This is a genomic window from Tenacibaculum aquaeponti, from assembly GCF_057221555.1.
On record NZ_CM170147.1, the window covers coordinates 1,191,174 to 1,213,059 of the forward strand.

A 21,886-nucleotide genomic window follows, 5' to 3' on the forward strand; every position below is an offset into this window, starting at 1 on the left:
ATTAACAAATTAACAAGCATAAAACTTAATCAAAAAATGAAAGATTTTGATACTGAAAATCAATTTGATTTACCTAATTATTTTTCTATATTTGAAAAGATGTTGAAAAACAAAATAACTAATATTAAAAAATTATGAGCAAATTTGACGAAAAAGTGGAGCTGTACAAAAACTTTATGAATGACAAAAATTTAAGTTTTGATGCAGATTTATTAACCGCTGTTACTAAAGGTTTAGGACCTTCTATCTACAAAAGAGATGCTGAAACTGTTTCTGGTTCCGACCCTAAAGAACTTGAAACTGTGAAGAAAAATTTCTTAATCAAAAAATTAGGTTTAACTGATGGTTCTGAATTAGATGATGCAATCGCTGAGGTTGTTGAGCAAATTGGCAAGTCAGAAAGAAATAAATATCGTGCAGTAGTTTACTATCTTTTAGCTAAAAAATTTGGTAAAGAATCTGTATACGGAATGTAATTTTTTCCGTTTTTTAAACTTATAGAAGAACCTGTATTGAAATTCAATACAGGTTCTTTATTTTTGTTAATACAAACAACTGAAACTTATGTCACAATTCATTAGTGTTTTTGATATGCTAAAAGTAGGTGTTGGCCCTTCTAGCTCACACACTTTAGGCCCTTGGAGAGCAGCTCAACAATGGATTCAAAAAATCAAAGAACAAAATTTATTCGATAGTATTAACACTATAAAGGTAGATTTATATGGTTCTTTATCTTTAACAGGAAAAGGTCATGCAACCGATCTAGCTATTTTATTAGGATTAAGTGGAACCGATCCTGAGTTTATTCCTGTAGAATCAATAAACTCAATAATCAGTAAGATAAAAGATACTAATACTCTTTTTTTTAATCTTGAAAAAGAAATCGATTTCGTAAATGACGATATTGAATTTCACCGAGAATTTTTACCTTTTCACTCTAATGGATTAACGTTTAAAGCTTTTAATCTAAAAAAAGAACTAATTTCATTTGAAACTTATTATTCTATTGGAGGTGGATTTGTAATACAGGAAGAAAATAATGAAAACACTTCTAATAATACAGACATTACCTTTCCTTACCCTATCAACAAAGCAATAGATTTAGATAGTTATTGTAAAGAGCACGGAAAAAACATCTCTGAAATTGTTTTTGCTAACGAAAATATGTTACGTTCTGAAAACGAAATTTATGCAAAGTTGGATAATGTTTGGAACACAATGTTAGAGTGTATGTATATCGGATGTCATACAGAAGGTATTTTACCTGGCGGATTAAATGTTAAAAGAAGAGCATTTTCTACTCATCAAAAGTTAATTAAAGGTAGTAAATACAATAATAAGGAAGAGTGGGTTTCAGCTATTAGAAGCACAGAAGTAAAGTTTAGAGAAATATTAAAATGGGTAAGTTGTTTAGCTTTATCTGTAAATGAAGTTAATGCTTCTTTGGGGCGAGTAGTTACTGCGCCTACAAATGGAAGTGCTGGAGTAATTCCTGCTGTACTTATGTATTATATGGTTATTGAAAATCATAATGCTACTATAGAGCATGTTCGTAAATTTTTATTAGTAGCTGGAGAAATTGGTAGTATTTTTAAGAAAAATGCAACAATTTCAGCTGCAATGGGAGGTTGTCAAGCGGAGATTGGGGTTTCATCAGCTATGGCGGCGGCGGCATTAACAGAGCTACTTGGAGGAACACCTTCTCAATGTTTAGAAGCTTCTGAAATAGCAATGGAACATCATTTAGGGTTAACTTGTGACCCTATAGGTGGTTTAGTTCAGATCCCTTGTATCGAAAGAAATGCTATGGGAGCCATTAAAGCTATAAATGCTGCTGAATTAGCACTAGAAGGTAACCCAGAAGACGCTATAGTACCTTTAGATAAAGTTATAGAAACTATGTGGGAAACCGCAAAAGACATGAATAAAAATTATAAAGAAACTTCCGAAGGAGGATTGGCTATTACCGTAGGTTTAGCAGATTGTTAAAATATAAAAAGGTGTTATTTATATTATTAATAACACCTTTTTATTTAATTACTATCTTGTAAATACTAATTCATTTTCTTTAGACATTTCTTCTGAAAACCTATACCCTTCTACATCAAACCCCTTTAAACCATCTAAGTTTTCTATGTTATTATCTATTATATATCGCACCATTAGTCCTCTGGCTTTTTTGGCAAATGTCATAATGGTTTTATATTGCCCATTTTTAAAATCTTTAAAAACAGGTGTAATCATAGGTACTTTTAATAATTTTTTGGGTAATACTTTAAAATATTCTGCACTTGCTAGGTTTACTAACAACTCATCATCTTTAAGTTCTTGATTTAATGAATTTACTAAAATATCTCCCCAAAATTGATACAAATTTTCATTTCTCCCCACTTTTAATTTTGTTCCCATTTCTAATCTGTAAGGTTGAATTAAATCTAAAGGCTTTAATACTCCGTATAATCCCGATAAAATTCTGAGTTTTTCCTGTAATTTAGAAATTTTTTCTACCTCTAAAGAATATACATCTATACCTCTATACACTTCTCCAGTAAAACTAAACACTGCTTGTTTGGCATTATCTAAATTAAATGGTAAACTCCATTTTTGATTTCTATCATAATTTAAAGCACTTAAATCGTCAGAAATTTTCATTAACTCAGATAGTTTCTTTCTTGATAATGTTTTTAATTTTTTATTCAGTTTCTCAGAGTGGTTTAAAAAACTAGAAATAGAAAAATCTTCCGTAGTTGCCTTAGTATCAAAATCCAATGATTTTGCAGGAGAAATGATTATTTTCATGGTCACTTTTATTTATTGAAAAGTAAAAATACGACCCTTTTATCTATAAAACAATTGACTCTTATATATTAGGCTTTGTTTATTTTTTATTTACTTTCCTGCAAGTAATATAAAAATGTATATATTTGCCCATCAATTATTTAATTTTTTAAAAACTTAAATTATGAGGGGGATATTTTATGTTTTTACACCTACATTATTATCTATTATTAGATATAAAAAAATAGAGATATATCTTAACTTCACGAAAAAATTAGAAGTACTCAGCTTAGAGTGACATCAAATGTTTTTAATTAACTATAAATCTTAACCAAATTTCTTTTTATAAAGACACTATTCTACTTATAACTTTTTTATAAATGAATATGAATTTAAAATTCAAATAATTCCAAAAACAACAATTATGAGAAACTTATTATGCATTTTTATCTTGTCTTTATCTTTATTATACTCTTGTAATAAAAATGATGAAAGTATTAACAACATTGAAAACCAAGAATTAACTTATGGATATGATTTTTTAATGAACTTATTAAATCAAAATAATTTATCAAATAAGACTCCTATACTTGTAAAATCTCCTTTCACTTTGTGGTCTGCTGATTTAATTGCTGGACAGAACGAAATAATTGGTTCTGTAACTTTAAGTTTTGATAGAACCAATATGTATGTAACCTACACAGCAAATGATAATTGGACTATAAAAGCTACGCATTTATATTTAGGTGATTGTGATTTAATACCTACAACTCGTAAAGGAAATCCTAAAATAGGTAAATTCCCTTATAAAATGAATCATAATAATATTAACGAATTTACTTATACTATTCCAAATTCATCTTTAAGAGGTATTAATTGTTTATGTATTGCCACTCATGCTGAAGTAAGTAATGGATCTTCTAATGAAACTGCCTGGGGTAAAGGTGTTCGATTTGATGGTAAAAGCTGGGCTATGTACTCACCCCTTTGTAATAACGGAGGTGGAGAAGGTGGAGGACCTACCACTAATTAGAAAACTAAATAGTTTAATAAACACATTAAATTCTAAGAGTCATTAATGATTATAATAATGACTCTTATTTTATTATAAAAAATTATATTTATAAATATTATTAAATCAATACAATATGAGAAAAGTTAAAAATTTATGCTTTGTAATTTGTCTAACTTTACTTTTTTCTAACTACACTACTACTAATAATACCTATAATAAAAATATTTTCTCAAATTCAAATCCTTTGATTAAGAAAGAGAAAGTTTTTTTTAGTTCTAAACTCATAGGAGAAAATACTGAAGTTGGTACTTTAACAATAAGCTACAAAAACAAAACCAACCTCTACGTTACTTTTACAATTAAAAAAGGATGGAATTTAAACAAGACTAAACTATTTGTTGGTGATTATAACGACATTCCTTTAAAAAACAATGGTTGTCCTAATTTAAAAGAAGTAGAAAATCAAAAAAAACATGAAGCTGGTGTTCAAAAGCATTCATATAGTATATCTGTTCATAAATTTAAAAAAACAGATTGTACGACTATTATTTCAAAAGCTGTAGTAACCCAAGGAAATAAAACAATAAACGCATGGAGTCAAGGTGAAAGCTTTTCATGTGATAGTACAATTACATACTCTCAGTTTTGTCCATCAAAAATTAAGAAGAAAAACTTCAAATCAAGTAAAAAAGAAATATTAACAAATTAATAAAAAAAGGCTTTTTACAAAAGCCTTTTTTTATTTTACAGTTTCAATAGTAAACCACCATAAAATCGGTATTGCTTCTACCCAAAAAGAAGCGTAATATTTAGATTGTTTTACTTTTGACTTTTGTAAAAAAAGTAATAAAACAAAAAATACAATTGTATATATAAGTTTAAAGTTAAAATTTGGTGTTATAAAAAACTCTATTAGAATAGTTATTAATAATAAAATAACTCCGAATTTTTTTGCTCTTTCTACTCCTATCACTTGAGGTATAGTTTGTAAATATTTTCTATCATAATTCATATCCCTAATATCAAAAGGTAAAGTAAGTACAACTACAAATAGTAAACGTTGTATAATGTAATAGACTTCAATAATTCCTATTTCACTTTGATTTAATAATGGGATAAAAGATGTTACTCCAGCCCAAACTATGGCTATAATAAAAATCTTTATTGTACTTATATTCCTTAAGCTCGTTGTTAAACCTTTAAAAATAGGAATTGTATAAAAAAGTGTAAGCAAAACAAAAGGACAAAAATATAGAAGTACTTTAGAGTCTAATAGTGTTAGATAATAAGACATTAATACAAAAGACAAAAAAGAAAAAATTTGAATTAACCTTAAGTTTTTGGTTAAACTCATATGATGTAACTTAGCAATACTTGCATATTTAACAAAATTATATCCAGTAATAGTACCGTAAAAAATAAAATAACTTAACTCTTCATTATAAGATAAATTAAAATAATACTCTGTAACCCTTACTAATGCATAAACCGAAAATGCAACATGTAAACTCGAGTTAATATAAAATTCAAAAATTGCCTTCAAATATTTCACGGTATAAAAGTAATTATTTGTTTAGAACTATTATGGATAGTTAAAAACTTGTTAGCTAAGATTTAAAAGATTTTCAATATTTAGTTATTTTTGCTCATCAAAATAAACAACGCGACAACAATGAATACAAATTTATTTCAATTAAGACATATTGGGCCTAGAGATAATGAAAAGGATATTATGTTGAAAACAATTGGTGTAGATAGTATTGACCAATTAATTTACGAAACTATACCAGACGATATTCGTTTACAAAATGAATTAGATTTGCCTGAAGCATTAAGTGAGTATGAATACTTACAACATATTAATGAATTGGGGGCTAAAAATAAAATATTCAAAAGTTATATTGGTCTAGGATATCATGAAGCAATTACTCCTAGTGTAATTCAAAGAAATATTTTAGAAAATCCCGGATGGTATACTGCTTATACTCCTTACCAAGCAGAAATTGCTCAAGGTAGATTAGAAGCCTTGTTAAACTACCAAACTATGGTTTGTGATTTAACAGGAATGGAGTTAGCTAATGCCTCTTTATTAGATGAAGGAACAGCTGCAGCGGAAGCAATGGCTTTATTATTTGATGTTAGAGAAAGAGCTAAAAAGAAAGCTGGAGCTAACAAATTCTTTGTTTCTGAGGAAATTTTACCGCAAACGTTATCGGTATTAAAAACTCGTGCTATTCCTATTGGAATAGAGTTAGTAATAGGTAATCATGAAAAATTTGATTTTGCTGATGATTACTTTGGTGCTATTCTTCAGTACCCTGGAAAAAACGGTAATGTTATAGATTATTCTGAATTTGTATCAAAAGCAAACGACAACAATATAAAAGTTGCTGTAGCTGCTGATATTTTATCTCTTGCTGTTTTGAAAGCTCCAGGTGAATTTGGTGTTGATGTTGTAGTAGGAACTACACAAAGATTCGGAATTCCATTAGGTTACGGTGGGCCACATGCAGGGTATTTTGCAACTAAAGAAGCGTACAAACGAAGTATTCCAGGTCGTATTATTGGAGTTACTAAAGATAAAGATGGCGGACCTGCCTTAAGAATGGCTCTACAAACCAGAGAGCAACACATAAAACGTGAAAGAGCTACCTCTAATATTTGTACAGCTCAAGTTCTATTAGCTGTTATGGCTGGAATGTATGCTGTTTATCATGGTAAAGAAGGAATTCAATTTATTGCCAACAGAGTTCATAGTGCTTCACAAACATTAGCAGTAGCATTAAATCGTTTAGGGTTTAAACAAAAGAACACTGCATATTTCGACACTATTTTAGTTGAAGTTGAAGCTGAAAAATTAAGATCTACGGCAGAAGCTAACCAGATTAACTTTAATTATGTTGATAAAAATCATGTTGCTATTTCTTTAAATGAAACTGTAGGTTTAAAAGAAATTAATGCTATAGTTGATTGTTTTGAGCAAGCTTTTAATATTCAAGATATTACAATAACTGAATTTGTTTCAGAGGATATAATTCCAGAAAATATAAAAAGAAACACATCTTTCTTAGATCACGAAGTATTCAACACATATCATTCAGAAACTGATATGATGCGTTACATCAAGAAATTAGAAAGAAAAGATTTAGCTTTAAATCACTCAATGATTTCTTTAGGTTCATGTACAATGAAACTTAATGCAGCTTCTGAAATGTTACCTTTAAGTAACCCACAATGGGGAAATATTCACCCTTTTGTTCCTTTAAATCAAGCTGAAGGTTATCAAACTGTATTAAAAAATTTAGAACAACAATTAAATGTTGTTACTGGTTTTGCTGGAACTTCATTACAACCAAATTCTGGAGCACAAGGTGAATTTGCTGGACTAATGGTTATTAGAGCTTATCATGAAGCTAACGGAGATACACACAGAAACATCTGTTTAATACCATCTTCTGCACACGGTACAAATCCTGCTTCCGCTGTTATGGCAGGAATGAAAGTCGTTGTAACAAAAACAGATGAAAAAGGAAATATAGATGTAGAAGATTTAAGAGCTAAAGCTGAGTTACATAAAGACAACTTAGCGGCTTTAATGGTTACTTACCCTTCTACTCATGGAGTATTTGAAAAAGCAATTAAAGAAATTACTTCTATCATTCACGATAATGGTGGACAAGTATATATGGATGGTGCAAATATGAATGCACAGGTAGGATTAACAAACCCTGCAACTATTGGTGCTGATGTTTGTCACTTAAACTTACATAAAACATTTGCTATTCCACATGGTGGTGGTGGACCTGGAGTTGGACCAATTTGTGTTGCTCCACAATTAGTCCCTTTCTTACCTACTAACCCTGTAGTTACAACTGGAGGTGAAAATCCTATTACAGCGATTTCTGCTGCTCCATGGGGTTCTGCACTTGCTTGTTTAATTTCTTATGGATACATTACAATGTTAGGAGCAGATGGTTTAACTAACTCAACAAAAATAGCTATCCTAAACGCAAACTATATGAAAGAGCGTTTACAAGAACATTTCCAAACTTTGTATACTGGAGAAATGGGACGTGCTGCTCACGAAATGATTTTAGATTGTAGAGAGTTTAAACAAAACGGAATCGAAGTAGTTGATATCGCTAAACGTTTAATGGATTATGGATTCCATGCTCCTACTGTATCTTTCCCAGTAGCAGGTACTATTATGGTAGAGCCAACTGAAAGTGAAAGTTTAAGTGAGTTAGATCGTTTTTGTGATGCTTTAATTTCTATCAGAAAAGAAATTGATACTGTTACTAAAGAAGATCAAAACAATGTATTGAAGAATGCTCCCCATACTTTAGCAATGTTAACTAATGATAGTTGGGATTTTCCTTATTCTAGACAAGAAGCTGCTTATCCTTTAGAATATATCATGGATAATAAGTTCTGGCCATCAGTTAGAAGAGTTGATGATGCTTATGGAGACAGAAATTTAATTTGCTCTTGTAATCCTATAGAAGATTACATGGAAGCTGAAGCATAAAAAAAATGCCTTGCTATAACAAATAGCAAGGCTTTTTTTATTCTTTTATATAAACACTAATTAATATACTTTCTTTATTACAATGAATAATATCCTTATCGATATTCAACATTACTCCTTCAGAAATATATTCTTCACCTATTCTTATACTACCTTTAGCAACATATACTAAACTTTCTTTTTTTGATATATACAAATCGTCTTGTGATAAATAAATTACATCTATCTGTGTAGAATTTTTATCTCTTAGTCCGTATACATTTGTTATTAAACCTTTTTCTGCTCTATGAACTCTAAAACTTGATTTCTGTTCTATTTGTTCTGGTAGTAACCAAAGTTGTAACATTCTTGTTGTAGTAGTTCCTTTATTTATTTCATTATGTAAAAAACCTTCCTTACCGGATTTTTGCACTTGAAAATCTAATGCTTTTAAACTAATTCCATGCTTAAGAGAACCTTCATGATCTAACTTCCCTTCTACTACAAAAGTTAATACATCTATATACTGATGTGGGTGTAATCCAGTCTCAACTCCTTCTCCAAACCAACTATCAGCAAAATACACTAGGTTTCCAATACCCTCCCAAGTTCCTTTCTTTACTCCAGATTTAGGCCCAAATTTGGAATTAACAACCAATCTCTTCTGCACGATACCATGAAAACCTCCCGTTTCAATAGTATTCCTATCTAATAACTGTAATATATTTCCCATAAGTAAAACTAATCTTGTTTATATAGTCTAAACTATAAGCGATAAATTACATTCATACATGTTAAAATAAAAATAAGAAACCGCAACTCAGAAGCATAAGTTTATTGAGTTGCGGCAAAAATTGAATTAAAAAGTTATAACGCTTTGATTTACCCCAAAATGATTAGCGTTACAAGAAGTTTTCAATTTTTTAGCTAAGTAATTTAAAGATTCAAACAAACCCTTAACATTTAAATCTTAATAGCTTTATAATCGTTTATTGTAAATAAACACAAACTGTATAATAATAAAATGAAAGCTAATAGCAATTACATTCATAGCTAAAGTAAATATATGCATTAGAATTAAAACAACTTGTTAATACAATATTAAAATTTGTAAAAAAAGAAAATGATTCCTTAAAACCATTTTCTTTTCTCAAGTGTTAATAATCCTGTAATAATCCCCAACTAATATACTAAGAGAAAAACCTCTATCAACTTGTATACAGACGAATGAATATTAAAACACAGATGAAATTAACATATGTTAAGTCGAATGGTTTGTTATTTATAGTGTGTATCTAAAAAAATAATAAATAAAATATCAAGAATAGTTTAGTATATTTAAATTATAAATTGCTTCAATGAATAAATTAAGAAACACAATCACTAACGAAGATTTTCAAGAATTAAAAAATGCTAAACAGTTACTAGAAAATTCAGGAATAGCCATTAAATTAAGTAATATCATTGGTAACCCTATACAAAAAGGCATAGAAGCACTTCCTAAAAATTGGAATGAAAAACTAAATGATATTACTAAATCATCATTATTAAAAGCTGCTGATGCTGCTATTTTTACTATGAAAGAAGAAAAGTTTGAAAAGTCTAGTAATCTAATTCATAAAATAGCAGTTGGCGCCACTGGCACTATAGGTGGTATATTCGGCTTAACTGGTTTAGCGTTTGAACTACCTTTAACTACTACTATTATATTAAGATCTATTGCAGATATAGCTCGATCTCATGGTGAACCTATAAAAGAAATTGACACAAAACTTGCTTGTTTAGAAGTATTCGCTTTAGGTGGAAACAGTATTGAAGATGATAATTTAGAATCTAGTTACTATGCTACAAGAGCGTTTCTTTCAAATTCTATAGTACAAACGAATAAATTTGTTACAGAACATGGTGTTTTTCACGAGGGAACAACTTTATTCTTAAATGTAATTGGTAAAATAGCCGAACGGTTTGGAATTCAAGTAACTGAAAAAACAATTGCCCAATCTGTTCCTATAATAGGAGCAGCTGGAGGAGCACTAATAAACACACTCTTTATTAATCATTTTCAAGAAATGGCTAAGGGGCATTTTACTGTAAGAAAACTTGAACGTAAATACGGAAAAAAATATATAAAAGAACTTTACGAAGTTTCATTTTAGTTTTGTTAAATTTTTAATTCTTAATATAAATTAAGAAAAATATACAAGTCATTATTGTTTTTTATAATGGCAATAACTTTAAATTAACAGTTCTTTAATAGAAATACATTTGATACGAGAATAGTTTTGTTTCTATAAAAACCAATTAAATTTATTTATGATAAAACTATTATTCTTTGAATCCCTCTTTTGCATTTTTGCTATGAATGCATATAATAATGAGGGGAAATTTGTTATTAAAAAGATTTGAAAATTTCATCTTCTGCAAATCAAAAAACCCAATAAATGTATTTATTGGGTTTCTTTTTAATTCAAATAATTTTCTTCTTTTCAAGCTACACTAATAATTCTTTATAATGGCATTAAATTATTTTTTAGAGTTACAGATATGTTTGTAATTCACTATACTGTAGTTTCTACTCTCTTATATTCATTTTTATCTATGATGACAATTTTTACTTCGTGTTATTCAATACTTATAATTAGTAATAATATAATCAATTAAAAGCTTCTGTTAACTTAATCTTTTTTCCTTAAAACTTTCGTTTTTAGATAACTTAAAATACTTTATTTATCTCTTTTTATATTTTGCGTGTAATTCCTAACTTTATGTAGAAAGAAAATAAATTTAATTGATATGTATAATATTTTACTCGTTTTTGCAATATAAGATTAATATTTTATTTTTTCGCAACATAATAGTCTCAAAAAAACTCTATGCCTAACAAAATAAATTGTTTTTTTTCAATAAAAATTACATTTTACTATTAATACACCTAAATTTAATTTTTAATTATTTTCAGTAATAAAATAAGAAGGAAGTTTTTTAAAAACATAATATTATTTCAAATCTATTATTGCTATTAACAATAGTAACCTCAGTAAAAAGCTTTTTTAAATGTACTTTATAATTCAAATGTTTATTAGCCACCAAAACAAAATGACCATTGTCTTTTAAACAGTCTTTAACTTGAGAAAACAACTCTAAACTAACTTCTATATTATTCTCATATTCAAAATGAAAAGGAGGATTACTCACAGCCAAATCAAAGTTGTTTTTCTTTAATGTAAGTAAATTATTATCACAAATAAATGTTGACTTATTTTCAGGTAGATTTAATTTCGATGATGCTATGGCTAAATTAAAATCATCGACAAGTGTAGGCTCACAATTCTCATTTAACTTTAATAATTCACGGGCTATTATTCCATTACCTGAAGCTACATCTAAAACCTTAACTTCATCTTTTGTAATTTTTATATTCTCTAGCAAAAACTGTGTTCCTATATCAACACTTTTAGACGAAAAAACACCATAATATTGATGCAATACATCTTCTTTCCAAGAAATTTTATTGATAAACTTTTTTTCATTTATCAATTCTTTTTTAGGATTTTTTAAAATTAATAATCTAGCTTTTTTCCATGCTTTAGTTTGCTGAATGTCGCTAAAATAATTTTCAGCAATTTTAAGATAAGAAGTACTAAAATACTTAGTCATAAAACAACATACAACCTCTGTGTTTTCTTCAGATGCTTTATGAATCTTAGCTAAGAAAAGTTCAAACAGTTCCAGAGATTTAGGTATTTTTACCAAAGCACAATCTATAGTTCCATATTCATCTAATGGATGAATAAATGATGAGTCAACTATATCAATTTTATTTAACTTTAAATTCTTTTGAACAGCTTTTTTCTGACTAGCATAAGTCCAAACCGTTTTTACAGGTTTATCTTTCAATACACAATTCCAAACCCCGAAACGATCATTAAAAATATGATAATGACTAAATTTTTTATCCTCTAAATAATTTAAGGCTAAGATTTCTGCATTACTCCAAGCTTTTAAAGAATTATCTTTTGTTTCTGGATATCTTTCTAAATGATATACTGTATTTTTAAATTCTAAAGTTGTTTCCAAAAATATGTTTGTAATGACTAGTTTTCTGAAAAATAAATTTGTTCTAAAGAGCTTAAATCACCTGCTTTATTTCTTCTAAAAACATCTTTAGCCGAGATATCATTAATAGAAGATTTTCCCATAGCAGAAACTAACTCCTTTAATGCTAAAATGGTTTTAGCATGATAATTTCTGACTCTAACGTTTTTATCTTCTACTACTAAAGCTTCTACTAAATCTTCATCTTGAGTTGCTACACCAACAGGACAAGTATCTAAGTTACATTCACGAGCTTGAATACAACCTAAACTCAACATAAAACTTCTAGCCATTCCAATAGCATCGGCTCCTAAAGCTTTAAACTTTACAATATCGAAAGCATCAATAGCTTTTCCGCTAGCTATAATTTTAATTTGATCTTTCAGCTTATATTTAATCAGCATTTTGTTTACAAAAGCAAGTCCTTCTAACAGAGGTGTTCCAACATAATTAGAAAACTCTAATGGTGCAGAACCAGTACCTCCTTCTCCTCCATCAACAGCAATAAAATCTGGATAATTATTTGCATCAGCAAAGGCTTTTATCATTTGTTCTATTTCTTCATTGTTACCAACACAAAATTTAATTCCAATAGGTTTTCCATTGCTCAACTCACGTACTTTTTGTAAAAAAGCAATCATTTCATTAAAATTAGAAAATGAAGAATGTGAAGGTGGAGAATCTACTCTAGTAAAAGGTTTTACTGAACGTATTTTTGCAATTTCCTCTGTATTCTTTTTGGCTGGTAAAATTCCACCGTGACCAGGTTTTGCACCTTGAGATAATTTAATCTCAATCATTTTAACTTCTGGTCTTATTGCATTTTCTTTAAATATTTCATCATCAAAGTAGCGTTTACCATCTATTGTTTTTCCTGCTCCAAAATAACCTGTACCAACTTGAAAAATTAGATCTCCTCCTTGTAAATGATAAGGAGAAACTCCACCTTCTCCTGTATTATGTGCAAACGATCCCATTTTAGCTCCCTGATTTAAAGCTTTAATTGCATTCTTACTTAAAGAACCAAATGACATTGCAGAAATATTTATAATAGAGCTTTCATATTTTTGAGAACATTTATCTGAACCAAAAACAATATTTTCTCCTTTTACTTTGTGATGATCTGTAGGAAACAAAGAATGTTTTACAAATTCATATCCTTTTTCATAAACATTATGTTGAGTTCCGAACGGTACTGTTTCAACCTCCTTTTTTGCTCTTTGATAAACAATACTTCTTTTCTCTCTATTAATTGGTGTACCATTTAAATCATCCTCTATGAAATATTGTTGAATTTTTTCTCTTTCTTCTTCAAAAAACCAACGCAATCTCGCTATAATTGGAAATGCTCTCATTAATGAGTGATTTTTCTGAATAAAAGCATCGTAAAAAGCTAATAAAGTAAAGGCTGAAGCAATAGTTAATAAAATGTAATTACCTAAATCTGGAATAAAGTAAACCAATACTCCACATAAAAGATTAATTAAGATTACTACCGCTAAAATGGTGTCTCTCATTTTCTTGAATTTTTGTTAGTTTACAGGCTAAGATACAAGATTTATACAATAAAAAAGCACTAACAATGTTAGTGCTTTTTATATTTCTATATTTGAAAAGTTTATTTCTTAAACTTTGCGTATTTGTTCTTGAACTTGTCGATACGTCCTGCAGTATCTACTAATTTAGACTTACCTGTGTAGAATGGGTGAGATGTTCTAGAAATTTCTAATTTAACTAATGGATACTCTACTCCTTCTACTTCAAGAGTTTCTTTTGTGTTAGCAGTAGACCTTGTTATAAATACATCTCCGTTCGACATATCTTTGAAAGCCACCATTCTATAATTTTCTGGGTGTATACCTTTTTTCATCTTTAAAACTTTTAATTTAGTGTGAATTTGTTTAAAATTGGTAAGGTTTTAAACGCCTTCAAGTAAAATCAAAAACCTGCAATGGCTATTTGAGGGTGCAAATTTAACCCTTTTTTTTAAATTCCAAACAAATAAATTGTTTTATTTGTAGTATAATTAAAGAACTAATACATTCAACTCAACCTTATATGAAAATTTCATGTTTTTCTGGTATTTTAATCGCTTTAGCTTTTACCCTAACCTCTTGTAATGAAAACAACTACAAATTTAAATTACAAAATAAGAAAAAGGTAGCTTTAGGAGAAAAAGTTCAGATAGATTTAAATGAATTAAACGGTAAAAAAGCAGATAGTATTCAATTATATTTTGGGAAAAAACAGTTAACCATAAATGAAAATAAAACAACTATTAATATTTCTGATTTCGGAATAGGAAAACATGATATTACTGCACTTGCTTTTATTCCTGGCAAAGTAAAAAAGATTCGTTCTTCAATAGAAGTTTATTCTAATGTAACTCCTAAAATATATAGCTATAAAATTGTAAATACCTATCCGCATGATAAAAATGCATATACACAAGGATTAGAATATTACAATGGTTATTTATATGAAACTACTGGTAGAAGAGGTAAATCTTCATTAAGAAAAGTAGAAATTAAAACAGGGGAAGTTATACAAAAATATGATCTTAGTGACAAATATTTCGGAGAAGGTATGACTATTTTTAATAATGAAATCTTCTGGCTAACTTGGCAGGCAAGAAAAGGTTTTATATTTGATTTAGATACATTTGTCCTAAAAAAAGAATTCCCTTATGGAAATAGTGTTGAAGGATGGGGATTAACACATTCAGATTCTGAATTAATTAAAACTGACGGAACTAATAAAATCTGGTTTCTAGATCCAGCTACCCAAAAGGAAAAAAGAAATATTCAAGTTTATGCCTTAAAAAAGCCTATTGATAAACTTAATGAAATAGAATATGTTGATGGTAAAATTTACTCAAATTACTGGAAGACTGGTAAAGAAATAAAACCTACAATTGCAATAATTGATGCTAATAGTGGAATTGTTGAAGCTTTAATTGATATGAAAAGTTTAAGGCAAACCATTTTAAGAGAGCAAAAATTAGAAACAGATGATGTATTAAATGGTATAGCTTACGATACTAAAAACAACCGCTTATTCGTTACAGGTAAACACTGGAGTAAATTATTTGAAATTGAAATCATAAAAGAATAAAACTATGACCAAGCTAATACAGACTGTTTTAATAATCGCACTTATAACTATTGTTAGTTCTTGCAGAAAAGATTTCAGCACTGTTCCTAGCTTTGGTAATTTAGAATTCTCTAGAGATACAGTTTTTTTAGATACTATTTTCACAAATATAGGATCTGCTACCTATAACTTAAGAGTATATAACAGAAGCGATAAAGCTATCACTGTTCCTGAAATTCGATTAGAAAACGGAACCTCTTCTAATTATCGTTTAAATGTTGATGGAGTTCCTGGGAAAATGTTTCAGGATGTAGAAATATTAGCTAAAGACAGTATTTTTGTTTTTGTAGAAACTACAATCGATTTTAGTGCCATTCCAGATCCACTTTATACAGATAAAATTCTTTTTGATACAGGTACAAATCAACAAGATGTTGATTTAGTTACTTTAGTTCAAGATGCCACTTTTATTTTTCCTGATAGAGATCCTATATCTATGGAAATAGACAACCTTTCCTTAGATGGAGAATTAACATCTATTCAAGGGCGTTTTTTAGAAGATAGCGAACTTACTTTCACCAAAGACAAACCTTATGTTATATACGGTTACGCAGCTGTACCTGCAAACAAAACTTTAACTATTGAAGCTGGAGCAAGAATCCATTTTCATGATAATTCTGGTTTAATCATAGACAAAGATGCAACTTTAAAAGTTAATGGTACATTAGATGAAAAAGTTGTTTTTGAAGGAGATCGTTTAGAAAATTCTTTCAGTAGAGTTTCTGGTCAATGGGGTACAATCTGGATGCGATCTGGAAGTATAAACAATGAAATAAACCATGCACAGATTAAAAATGGTATTGTAGGAATATTAGTAGATAATCAAGGAACAAACTCCTCTCCTACTCTCCGCTTAACAAATACAGAAATTTATAATCAAACTAGTTTTGGCCTTTTAGGTAGACAAGCAAATATCTCTGGAGAAAATGTTGTTATAGGTAATGCAGGACAAGCTTCTTTTGCTGGTACTATTGGTGGAACTTATAACTTTACACATTCTACTTTTGCTAATTACTGGAATAAAAGCTTACGTTCTTTGCCAGCTGTTTTAATAAATAACTTTTTATCTTTTAAAGATGAGAACGGACAAGATGTTATAGAAACAAGAGATTTAAATGCTGCAAATTTCACCAATTGTATAATTACAGGAAATAATAATATAGAATTCGTTATAGATCGTGTACAAAATGGTGATAGTTTTAACTATATGGTTCAAAACTGTTTAATTCATTTTGATGATTTCAACAATAATTTTCAAAATAATAATGAATTAAATTTCAACGATACTTCTCATTATTTAAATGTTATACTAAATGGTAATGAAGATTTTAAAGATAACAGCAAAGAAGAATTTATTATTGGTAGCAACAGTGCTGCTGTGGGTAATGCATTACCCTCTTCAATTAGCATAGATATCTTAGGTGTTGCTAGAAATCCTAATCCTGATATAGGTGCTTATCAGCATATTACTTTTAACTAAAGTACTTTTCTTATTAAACTAAGGAAAGTCTACCATTCATCGAAATACAATCAAATCATTAAAGCTTTGTTCTATCTTTAATGTAAAGTTTGTTTCATTATAATTATTTATAGTAGTTAATTTGGTTTGTTAAAAAGAACTATTTATTACTGAAAAGAAAATGAATAGTTCTTTTTCTTTAAAAAAGAAGATTATAAAAAAATATAGTAGGTTTACAGTTTCGGGGGGAATATGTAAACAAAATAAAAGAAGCCTAAATGGCTTCTTTTATTTTTATATTAAGGCATTAACTCTTTTTATAAAATTATTTTTATCATCAATAATAAAAGCTAAATGATCTGTTTTTTTATCAGTTCCATAAAAGTAATTATAACTGATTTCTTCCTTAAATTCAATAATCATATTTGCTCCTGTTAAACTTCCTAAAAAAGAGATGTGATTTAACTTTTCACTATCATTAATACTTCTTATAGCTTTAATATTTTCTATATCTATTTCTGCTTTGCCTAAAAAACCAAATCTTAAATATATTTTTTGTTTATCATTATCAAAAAAAATTGGTCTACTTCTCATTGATTTTATTAAGGCAATAACCTGTACTAAGGTGTAAATACTTAATCCGCTAATTATCCATGCTAAAACCAAATTCCTTTCAGCTATCAACATGTGTAAAACGAAAGTTTCTATTAAAATAACTAACAGAATTCCTATACAAATACCTGTATAAGTACCTTCTTTATGATATGTAAATTCATTATTCTTTATATCTGTAGATTTCCATTTAAAAAAAGCGTAGTAAAAAACGGTAATCTCTGTCGCTAGAAAAGAAGCTATTTTACTGGGAAAAATTTCTAAACTAGCAGCTTGAATTGTCTCAAAAAAATCATAATTCTTTACATTATTCTTTTTATATCCTTGATATAATTTTCTAGTTTTTATTAATATAGTAGAAAAAATCACTAACTCAAGAATTGGAATTATGTATGATTTCACCAACTTTAATGTCCCTTGATTTTCAGTCGGAATTAAAAAACTAGAAAGTAAAACACCTAACACAAAGACAGAAACCACAGTAAACTTATGAATATCTTTTTTTCTAATTAGTAAAAAATATACTAGAGGAATAGTGAATAAGAAATCTATAATTAAATATGGAGCTAAATTAGAATTTGATTGAAAATTAAGGCTTAATAATGTTAGTGATACTAGAAGTAACAACGGTATTAAGATAAAATTATATCTACTTAAAAATGGAGTCATTTTAATCATAACTAAGTAATTTTTAATTTCAATTTATAAGTCTATTTCAACTAGAAAAAGTTACATAATTTTAGATGAATTTATTCTATAAAAAAAAGACTCTTACAAAAATGTAAAAGTCTTTTTTCAAATTAAATCATTTATCTATTACTTTTTATAAACTTCACCATTTTTCATTACAAAAACTACATTTTCAATTGTTTTCACATTCTTTAATGGATTATCAGTAACAGCTATAATATCTGCAAAAAAACCTTTTTTTACCTGACCTATTTCACTTTCCATTTTTAAAATTTTTGCATTTGTTATTGTAGCAGATTGAATTGCTTCAATTTCAGGCATTCCTGCCTCAACCATATAACCAAACTCCTTTGCATTTTTACCATGCTTAAATACGCCAGCATCGGTTCCAAAAGCTATTCCTACTCCTCTTTTATATGCTTTAGCAAAAGTTCCTTGAATTTGTGGTCCCACGGCTAATGCTTTAGGAACAACAATTGCAGGATAATATCCTTTAACCTTAGCTTTTTCTTCTACTTCTTTTCCAGCTGTTATTGTAGGTACTAAATATGCGTTATATTTTTTCATTAAATCCATAGTTGCTTCACTCATATAAGTTCCATGTTCAATAGTTTTTACACCTCCAATAATAGCTCGTTGCATTCCTTCGTCTCCATGGGCATGAGCTGCAACATGCATTCCATAATCTTTGGCAGTTTTGCAAATAGCTTTAACTTCTTCTATTGTAAACTGTGGATTATCTCCGCTTTTCGCAACACTTAATACACCACCTGTAGCTGTAATTTTTATACAATCTGCTCCATTTTTATAACGTTGTCGTACTGCTTTTTTTGCATCTTCTACACTATTTACCACACCTTCTTTCGGTCCTGGATTCCCCACTAAAATCCTTCTACTTCCATTCGTTGGGTCTGCATGTCCACCAGTAGAAGCTATCGATTTTCCTGCTGTAATTACTCTAGGACCAGGAATTTTCCCTTTATCAATAGCTTTACGAATAGAAATATTAACTCCAGTTCCTCCTAAATCTCTTACCGTTGTAAATCCTTTAAGTAAGGTTGTTTTAGCAAAACCAACAGAATTAAAAGCAATATCAGCTTCATCTAAAATATACCTATCTAAACGAGTAGTAGGTCCAAATTCATTCTCAATATGAACATGCATATCTATTAATCCAGGAAGCACGTATTTATCTTTTAAATCAATTGTTTTATCACTATTTTTTTTGGGGGTTACATAACCTGAAACAACATCAATAATCTTATTTTTTTCAATAATAATAGTTTGTTTCGACTGTATTTTACCAGATTCAGTATCTAAAAGATTTCCACAATAGATATAAGTGTTTTGGGCAAAAGCTACGCTTTGAATGAATATAAAAAGATATAACAATATATATTTTCTCATTAGTAAATAGTTTTTTTGGAGTTAAAGAATCAAATTTAAAGTAAATATTCAAAAGTTGTATACTTTAAAATAATATTGCATTTTTACGTTTATTATACAAGTTTCTATGGATTTTCTTAATCGTTTACAATCAGAAAAAAAGCGTTTTACATATTTTGGAAAAGGTGGTGAATTTGCCATTATTTTCTTTAAAAATCTATTCTTAACTATTATTAGTTTTGGTTTATACTATCCTTGGGCTAAAGTTGAGCGTTTAAAATATCACTATCAATCAACAGAATTAGATAAAGCTAGGTTCGCTTTTCATGGAACAGGAAAAGAAGTTTTTAAAGGTTTTATTAAAGTATATGTTTTCTTACTTCTACTTTATTTTTTCTTGATCTATGGAGTTGTAAGTAATAATCCTACAACATTTGGTATCTCTATTGGGGTATTTTATCTTTTTATTATTTTATTGATTCCTTTTGCAATTCATGGTGCAATGCGATATCGTACTTCTAGAAGTTCTTGGAAAGGTATTTATTTTAAATATTTAGGTGATCGAATGGAATTATTCTGGAAATGTTTAATTGGCATGTTATTAACCATTTTAACTTTAGGAATTTACTCACCTTGGTTTGCTGTAGATATTCGTAAATATATTTTTAGTCATTTACGATTTGGAAATTTATCATTTGACTTCAAAGGTGAAGGAAGTACTTTATTTTGGATAAACCTTAAATTCTTTTTCTTATTCTATTTAACATTAGGTATATACACTTTCTGGTATTACAAAGAATTATTAGCTTTTTACGCAAATAATACAGAGATTACTCAAAACGGCAGAAAAGTTAAGTTCTCTTTAGATATGAAAGCCGGTGATGTTTTTGAACTTGTAATTGTAAACTTTTTACTAATCACATTTACTTTTGGAATCGCTACACCATGGGTTATTGTTAGAACTCATAAATTTATGTTCCGTTTTTTACAAATAGAAGAAGGTTTAGATACCAATAGTATTAAACAAGTGCAATATGATGATTATAATAATGCTGCTGGTGATGATTTCTTAGATTTTTTAGATATTGATTTAATATAAAATGCAATTTTCTGCGACTTACTTTGATGGAATATCTTCTGCTTCTCATGAAGTAAATATTTGCCCTAATCCCCATGAATGGAAAATCAGTATTGCAGATCAAAATAAATTGAATGAATTTTCTAAAATTATTCTTTGGAAAACAAATTCTATCAAAAAATCAGAAGTTTACACAAAAGACATAGTTGCTTTCACCTATGGAAATAATTTTCCTTTTCAAAGAATTGAAAGTTCAGATAAAGAATTCATAAAATATATAAATAACAAAAAAGAATTCAGTAATCAACTTGATGTAAAACTACATAAGTCAATAGGAAAATCGATTGCGCTTTTACTTTCTGGAATCTTAAGTTTATCCTTAATCTTATACTTTTGGATTTTTCCTTTTGTAGCAGTAAACTTTGCTAAAAACTTAGCTAAAGAAAATGTAATAATCTTTGGCGATTATGTATATAACAATTTAGCTAACACATTACATATAAACGAAGAACAATCAGAAAAACTACAAGATTTTGTAAATACTTTACACATAAAATCTGAGTTCCCAATCCAAGTAAAAGTATCAACAAGTAATCAATTAAACGCATTCGCTATTTCTGGAGGCATCATTGTAATTTACTCTGGTTTATTAGAAAAAATAGAAAGTGAACATCAATTAACGGCCTTAATTGGTCATGAAGTTTCGCATATTGAAAAACGTCATATTTTAAAGAACCTAGCTCGTGATATTTCAGGTTCTATATTTTTCTCAATAATTTTTGGAGACGCAAATGGAGTTACTAATATTTTTAAAGATAACGCTCATCGCTTTTCTCAATTGTCGTTTTCAAGAAGTTTAGAAAAAGAAGCTGATCTTTTTGGACTAGAATTAATGAAAAACAACCACCTCAACTTAAACGGAATGCATGAATTATTCGAAATTTTGAAAGAAGAAACTTCTGCATACACACCGAAATACTTAAGTTCGCATCCAATATTAGATGATCGAATTAAATATTCGAAGGAAATAGCTGACAAAGAAAATAACATCGTAAATAACTCTTTGTTAAAAGAAAAGTGGGATATATTAAAGCATTAGTTTAGATTAAAATA

18 protein-coding genes are annotated in these 21,886 nt (G+C 28.5%); 10 read left to right on the forward strand and 8 right to left on the reverse strand.

Translation table 11 applies throughout. From position 1 onward, the window contains the following. Nucleotides 1-134: 134 nt before the first annotated feature. Both AC2TEO_RS05255 and AC2TEO_RS05260 read left to right on the forward strand, forming a co-directional pair. A complete protein-coding gene (locus AC2TEO_RS05255; RefSeq protein ID WP_442267109.1) occupies nucleotides 135-476 on the forward strand; it encodes a DUF2853 family protein in 342 nt (113 codons plus the stop codon). 88 nt (nucleotides 477-564) lie between these two features. Further along, nucleotides 565-1,989 (forward strand): L-serine ammonia-lyase, encoded by a 1,425-nt coding sequence (locus AC2TEO_RS05260; protein WP_442267110.1) that lies wholly within the window; start codon nucleotides 565-567, stop codon nucleotides 1,987-1,989. Nucleotides 1,990-2,040: 51 nt separating this feature from the next. Here the strand turns inward: AC2TEO_RS05260 and yaaA are convergent, their stop codons facing one another. After that, the gene (yaaA, locus tag AC2TEO_RS05265; protein ID WP_442267111.1) at nucleotides 2,041-2,799 is read right to left on the reverse strand and encodes a peroxide stress protein YaaA; all 759 of its coding nucleotides are present in this window, start codon (nucleotides 2,797-2,799) and stop codon (nucleotides 2,041-2,043) included. Nucleotides 2,800-3,202: 403 nt separating this feature from the next. Between yaaA and AC2TEO_RS05270 the strand changes: the two genes are divergently transcribed. Beyond that, nucleotides 3,203-3,811: a hypothetical protein gene (locus tag AC2TEO_RS05270; protein WP_442267112.1), complete on the forward strand. Its 609-nt coding sequence runs from the start codon at nucleotides 3,203-3,205 to the stop codon at nucleotides 3,809-3,811. Between the two features lie 115 nt (nucleotides 3,812-3,926). Beyond that, nucleotides 3,927-4,502: a hypothetical protein gene (locus AC2TEO_RS05275; protein ID WP_442267113.1), complete on the forward strand. Its 576-nt coding sequence runs from the start codon at nucleotides 3,927-3,929 to the stop codon at nucleotides 4,500-4,502. Nucleotides 4,503-4,532: 30 nt separating this feature from the next. On the opposite strand, the gene AC2TEO_RS05280 is transcribed toward AC2TEO_RS05275, so the two are convergent. Next, the gene (locus AC2TEO_RS05280; protein WP_442267114.1) at nucleotides 4,533-5,345 is read right to left on the reverse strand and encodes a UbiA prenyltransferase family protein; all 813 of its coding nucleotides are present in this window, start codon (nucleotides 5,343-5,345) and stop codon (nucleotides 4,533-4,535) included. Nucleotides 5,346-5,465: 120 nt separating this feature from the next. On the opposite strand from AC2TEO_RS05280, the gene gcvP reads away from it, so the two are divergent. Then, nucleotides 5,466-8,321 carry an aminomethyl-transferring glycine dehydrogenase gene (gcvP, locus tag AC2TEO_RS05285; RefSeq protein ID WP_442267115.1) on the forward strand — a complete coding sequence of 952 codons (2,856 nt, stop codon included), beginning with the start codon at nucleotides 5,466-5,468 and terminating at the stop codon, nucleotides 8,319-8,321. Nucleotides 8,322-8,358: 37 nt separating this feature from the next. Here gcvP and AC2TEO_RS05290 read toward each other — a convergent pair whose 3' ends face one another. Continuing rightward, a complete protein-coding gene (locus AC2TEO_RS05290; protein WP_442267116.1) occupies nucleotides 8,359-9,033 on the reverse strand; it encodes a pirin family protein in 675 nt (224 codons plus the stop codon). Between the two features lie 625 nt (nucleotides 9,034-9,658). Here AC2TEO_RS05290 and AC2TEO_RS05295 point away from each other — a divergent pair. Further along, nucleotides 9,659-10,456 carry an EcsC family protein gene (locus AC2TEO_RS05295; RefSeq protein WP_442267117.1) on the forward strand — a complete coding sequence of 266 codons (798 nt, stop codon included), beginning with the start codon at nucleotides 9,659-9,661 and terminating at the stop codon, nucleotides 10,454-10,456. Nucleotides 10,457-11,282: 826 nt separating this feature from the next. On the opposite strand, the gene AC2TEO_RS05300 is transcribed toward AC2TEO_RS05295, so the two are convergent. The 3 genes from AC2TEO_RS05300 to AC2TEO_RS05310 all read right to left on the reverse strand — a co-directional run bounded on the left by AC2TEO_RS05300 (nucleotide 11,283) and on the right by AC2TEO_RS05310 (nucleotide 14,265). Then, on the reverse strand, nucleotides 11,283-12,377 hold the full coding sequence (locus AC2TEO_RS05300) for a methyltransferase (protein ID WP_442267118.1): 1,095 nt from the start codon (nucleotides 12,375-12,377) through the stop codon (nucleotides 11,283-11,285). Nucleotides 12,378-12,394: 17 nt separating this feature from the next. Then, entirely contained in the window at nucleotides 12,395-13,912 is a 1,518-nt protein-coding gene (locus AC2TEO_RS05305) for an FMN-binding glutamate synthase family protein (protein ID WP_442267119.1), read from the reverse strand. A 101-nt stretch (nucleotides 13,913-14,013) separates the two neighbouring features. Continuing rightward, nucleotides 14,014-14,265: a type B 50S ribosomal protein L31 gene (locus AC2TEO_RS05310; protein WP_442267120.1), complete on the reverse strand. Its 252-nt coding sequence runs from the start codon at nucleotides 14,263-14,265 to the stop codon at nucleotides 14,014-14,016. A gap of 188 nt (nucleotides 14,266-14,453) precedes the next feature. On the opposite strand from AC2TEO_RS05310, the gene AC2TEO_RS05315 reads away from it, so the two are divergent. Next, on the forward strand, nucleotides 14,454-15,509 hold the full coding sequence (locus AC2TEO_RS05315) for a glutaminyl-peptide cyclotransferase (RefSeq protein WP_442267121.1): 1,056 nt from the start codon (nucleotides 14,454-14,456) through the stop codon (nucleotides 15,507-15,509). A gap of 4 nt (nucleotides 15,510-15,513) precedes the next feature. Next, entirely contained in the window at nucleotides 15,514-17,028 is a 1,515-nt protein-coding gene (locus AC2TEO_RS05320; RefSeq protein ID WP_442267122.1) for a beta-helix domain-containing protein, read from the forward strand. A 273-nt stretch (nucleotides 17,029-17,301) separates the two neighbouring features. On the opposite strand, the gene AC2TEO_RS05325 is transcribed toward AC2TEO_RS05320, so the two are convergent. Together AC2TEO_RS05325 and AC2TEO_RS05330 are read right to left on the reverse strand one after the other, a co-directional pair. Continuing rightward, the gene (locus AC2TEO_RS05325; RefSeq protein WP_442267123.1) at nucleotides 17,302-18,297 is read right to left on the reverse strand and encodes a hypothetical protein; all 996 of its coding nucleotides are present in this window, start codon (nucleotides 18,295-18,297) and stop codon (nucleotides 17,302-17,304) included. 138 nt (nucleotides 18,298-18,435) lie between these two features. Then, entirely contained in the window at nucleotides 18,436-19,716 is a 1,281-nt protein-coding gene (locus tag AC2TEO_RS05330; protein WP_442267124.1) for a metal-dependent hydrolase family protein, read from the reverse strand. A 106-nt stretch (nucleotides 19,717-19,822) separates the two neighbouring features. Between AC2TEO_RS05330 and AC2TEO_RS05335 the strand changes: the two genes are divergently transcribed. After that, a complete protein-coding gene (locus AC2TEO_RS05335) occupies nucleotides 19,823-20,794 on the forward strand; it encodes a YjgN family protein (RefSeq protein ID WP_442267125.1) in 972 nt (323 codons plus the stop codon). A gap of 1 nt (nucleotide 20,795) precedes the next feature. Then, complete coding sequence (locus tag AC2TEO_RS05340) at nucleotides 20,796-21,872, forward strand: M48 family metallopeptidase (protein WP_442267126.1); 1,077 nt, start codon at nucleotides 20,796-20,798, stop codon at nucleotides 21,870-21,872. The last annotated feature ends 14 nt before the right edge of the window (nucleotides 21,873-21,886 follow it).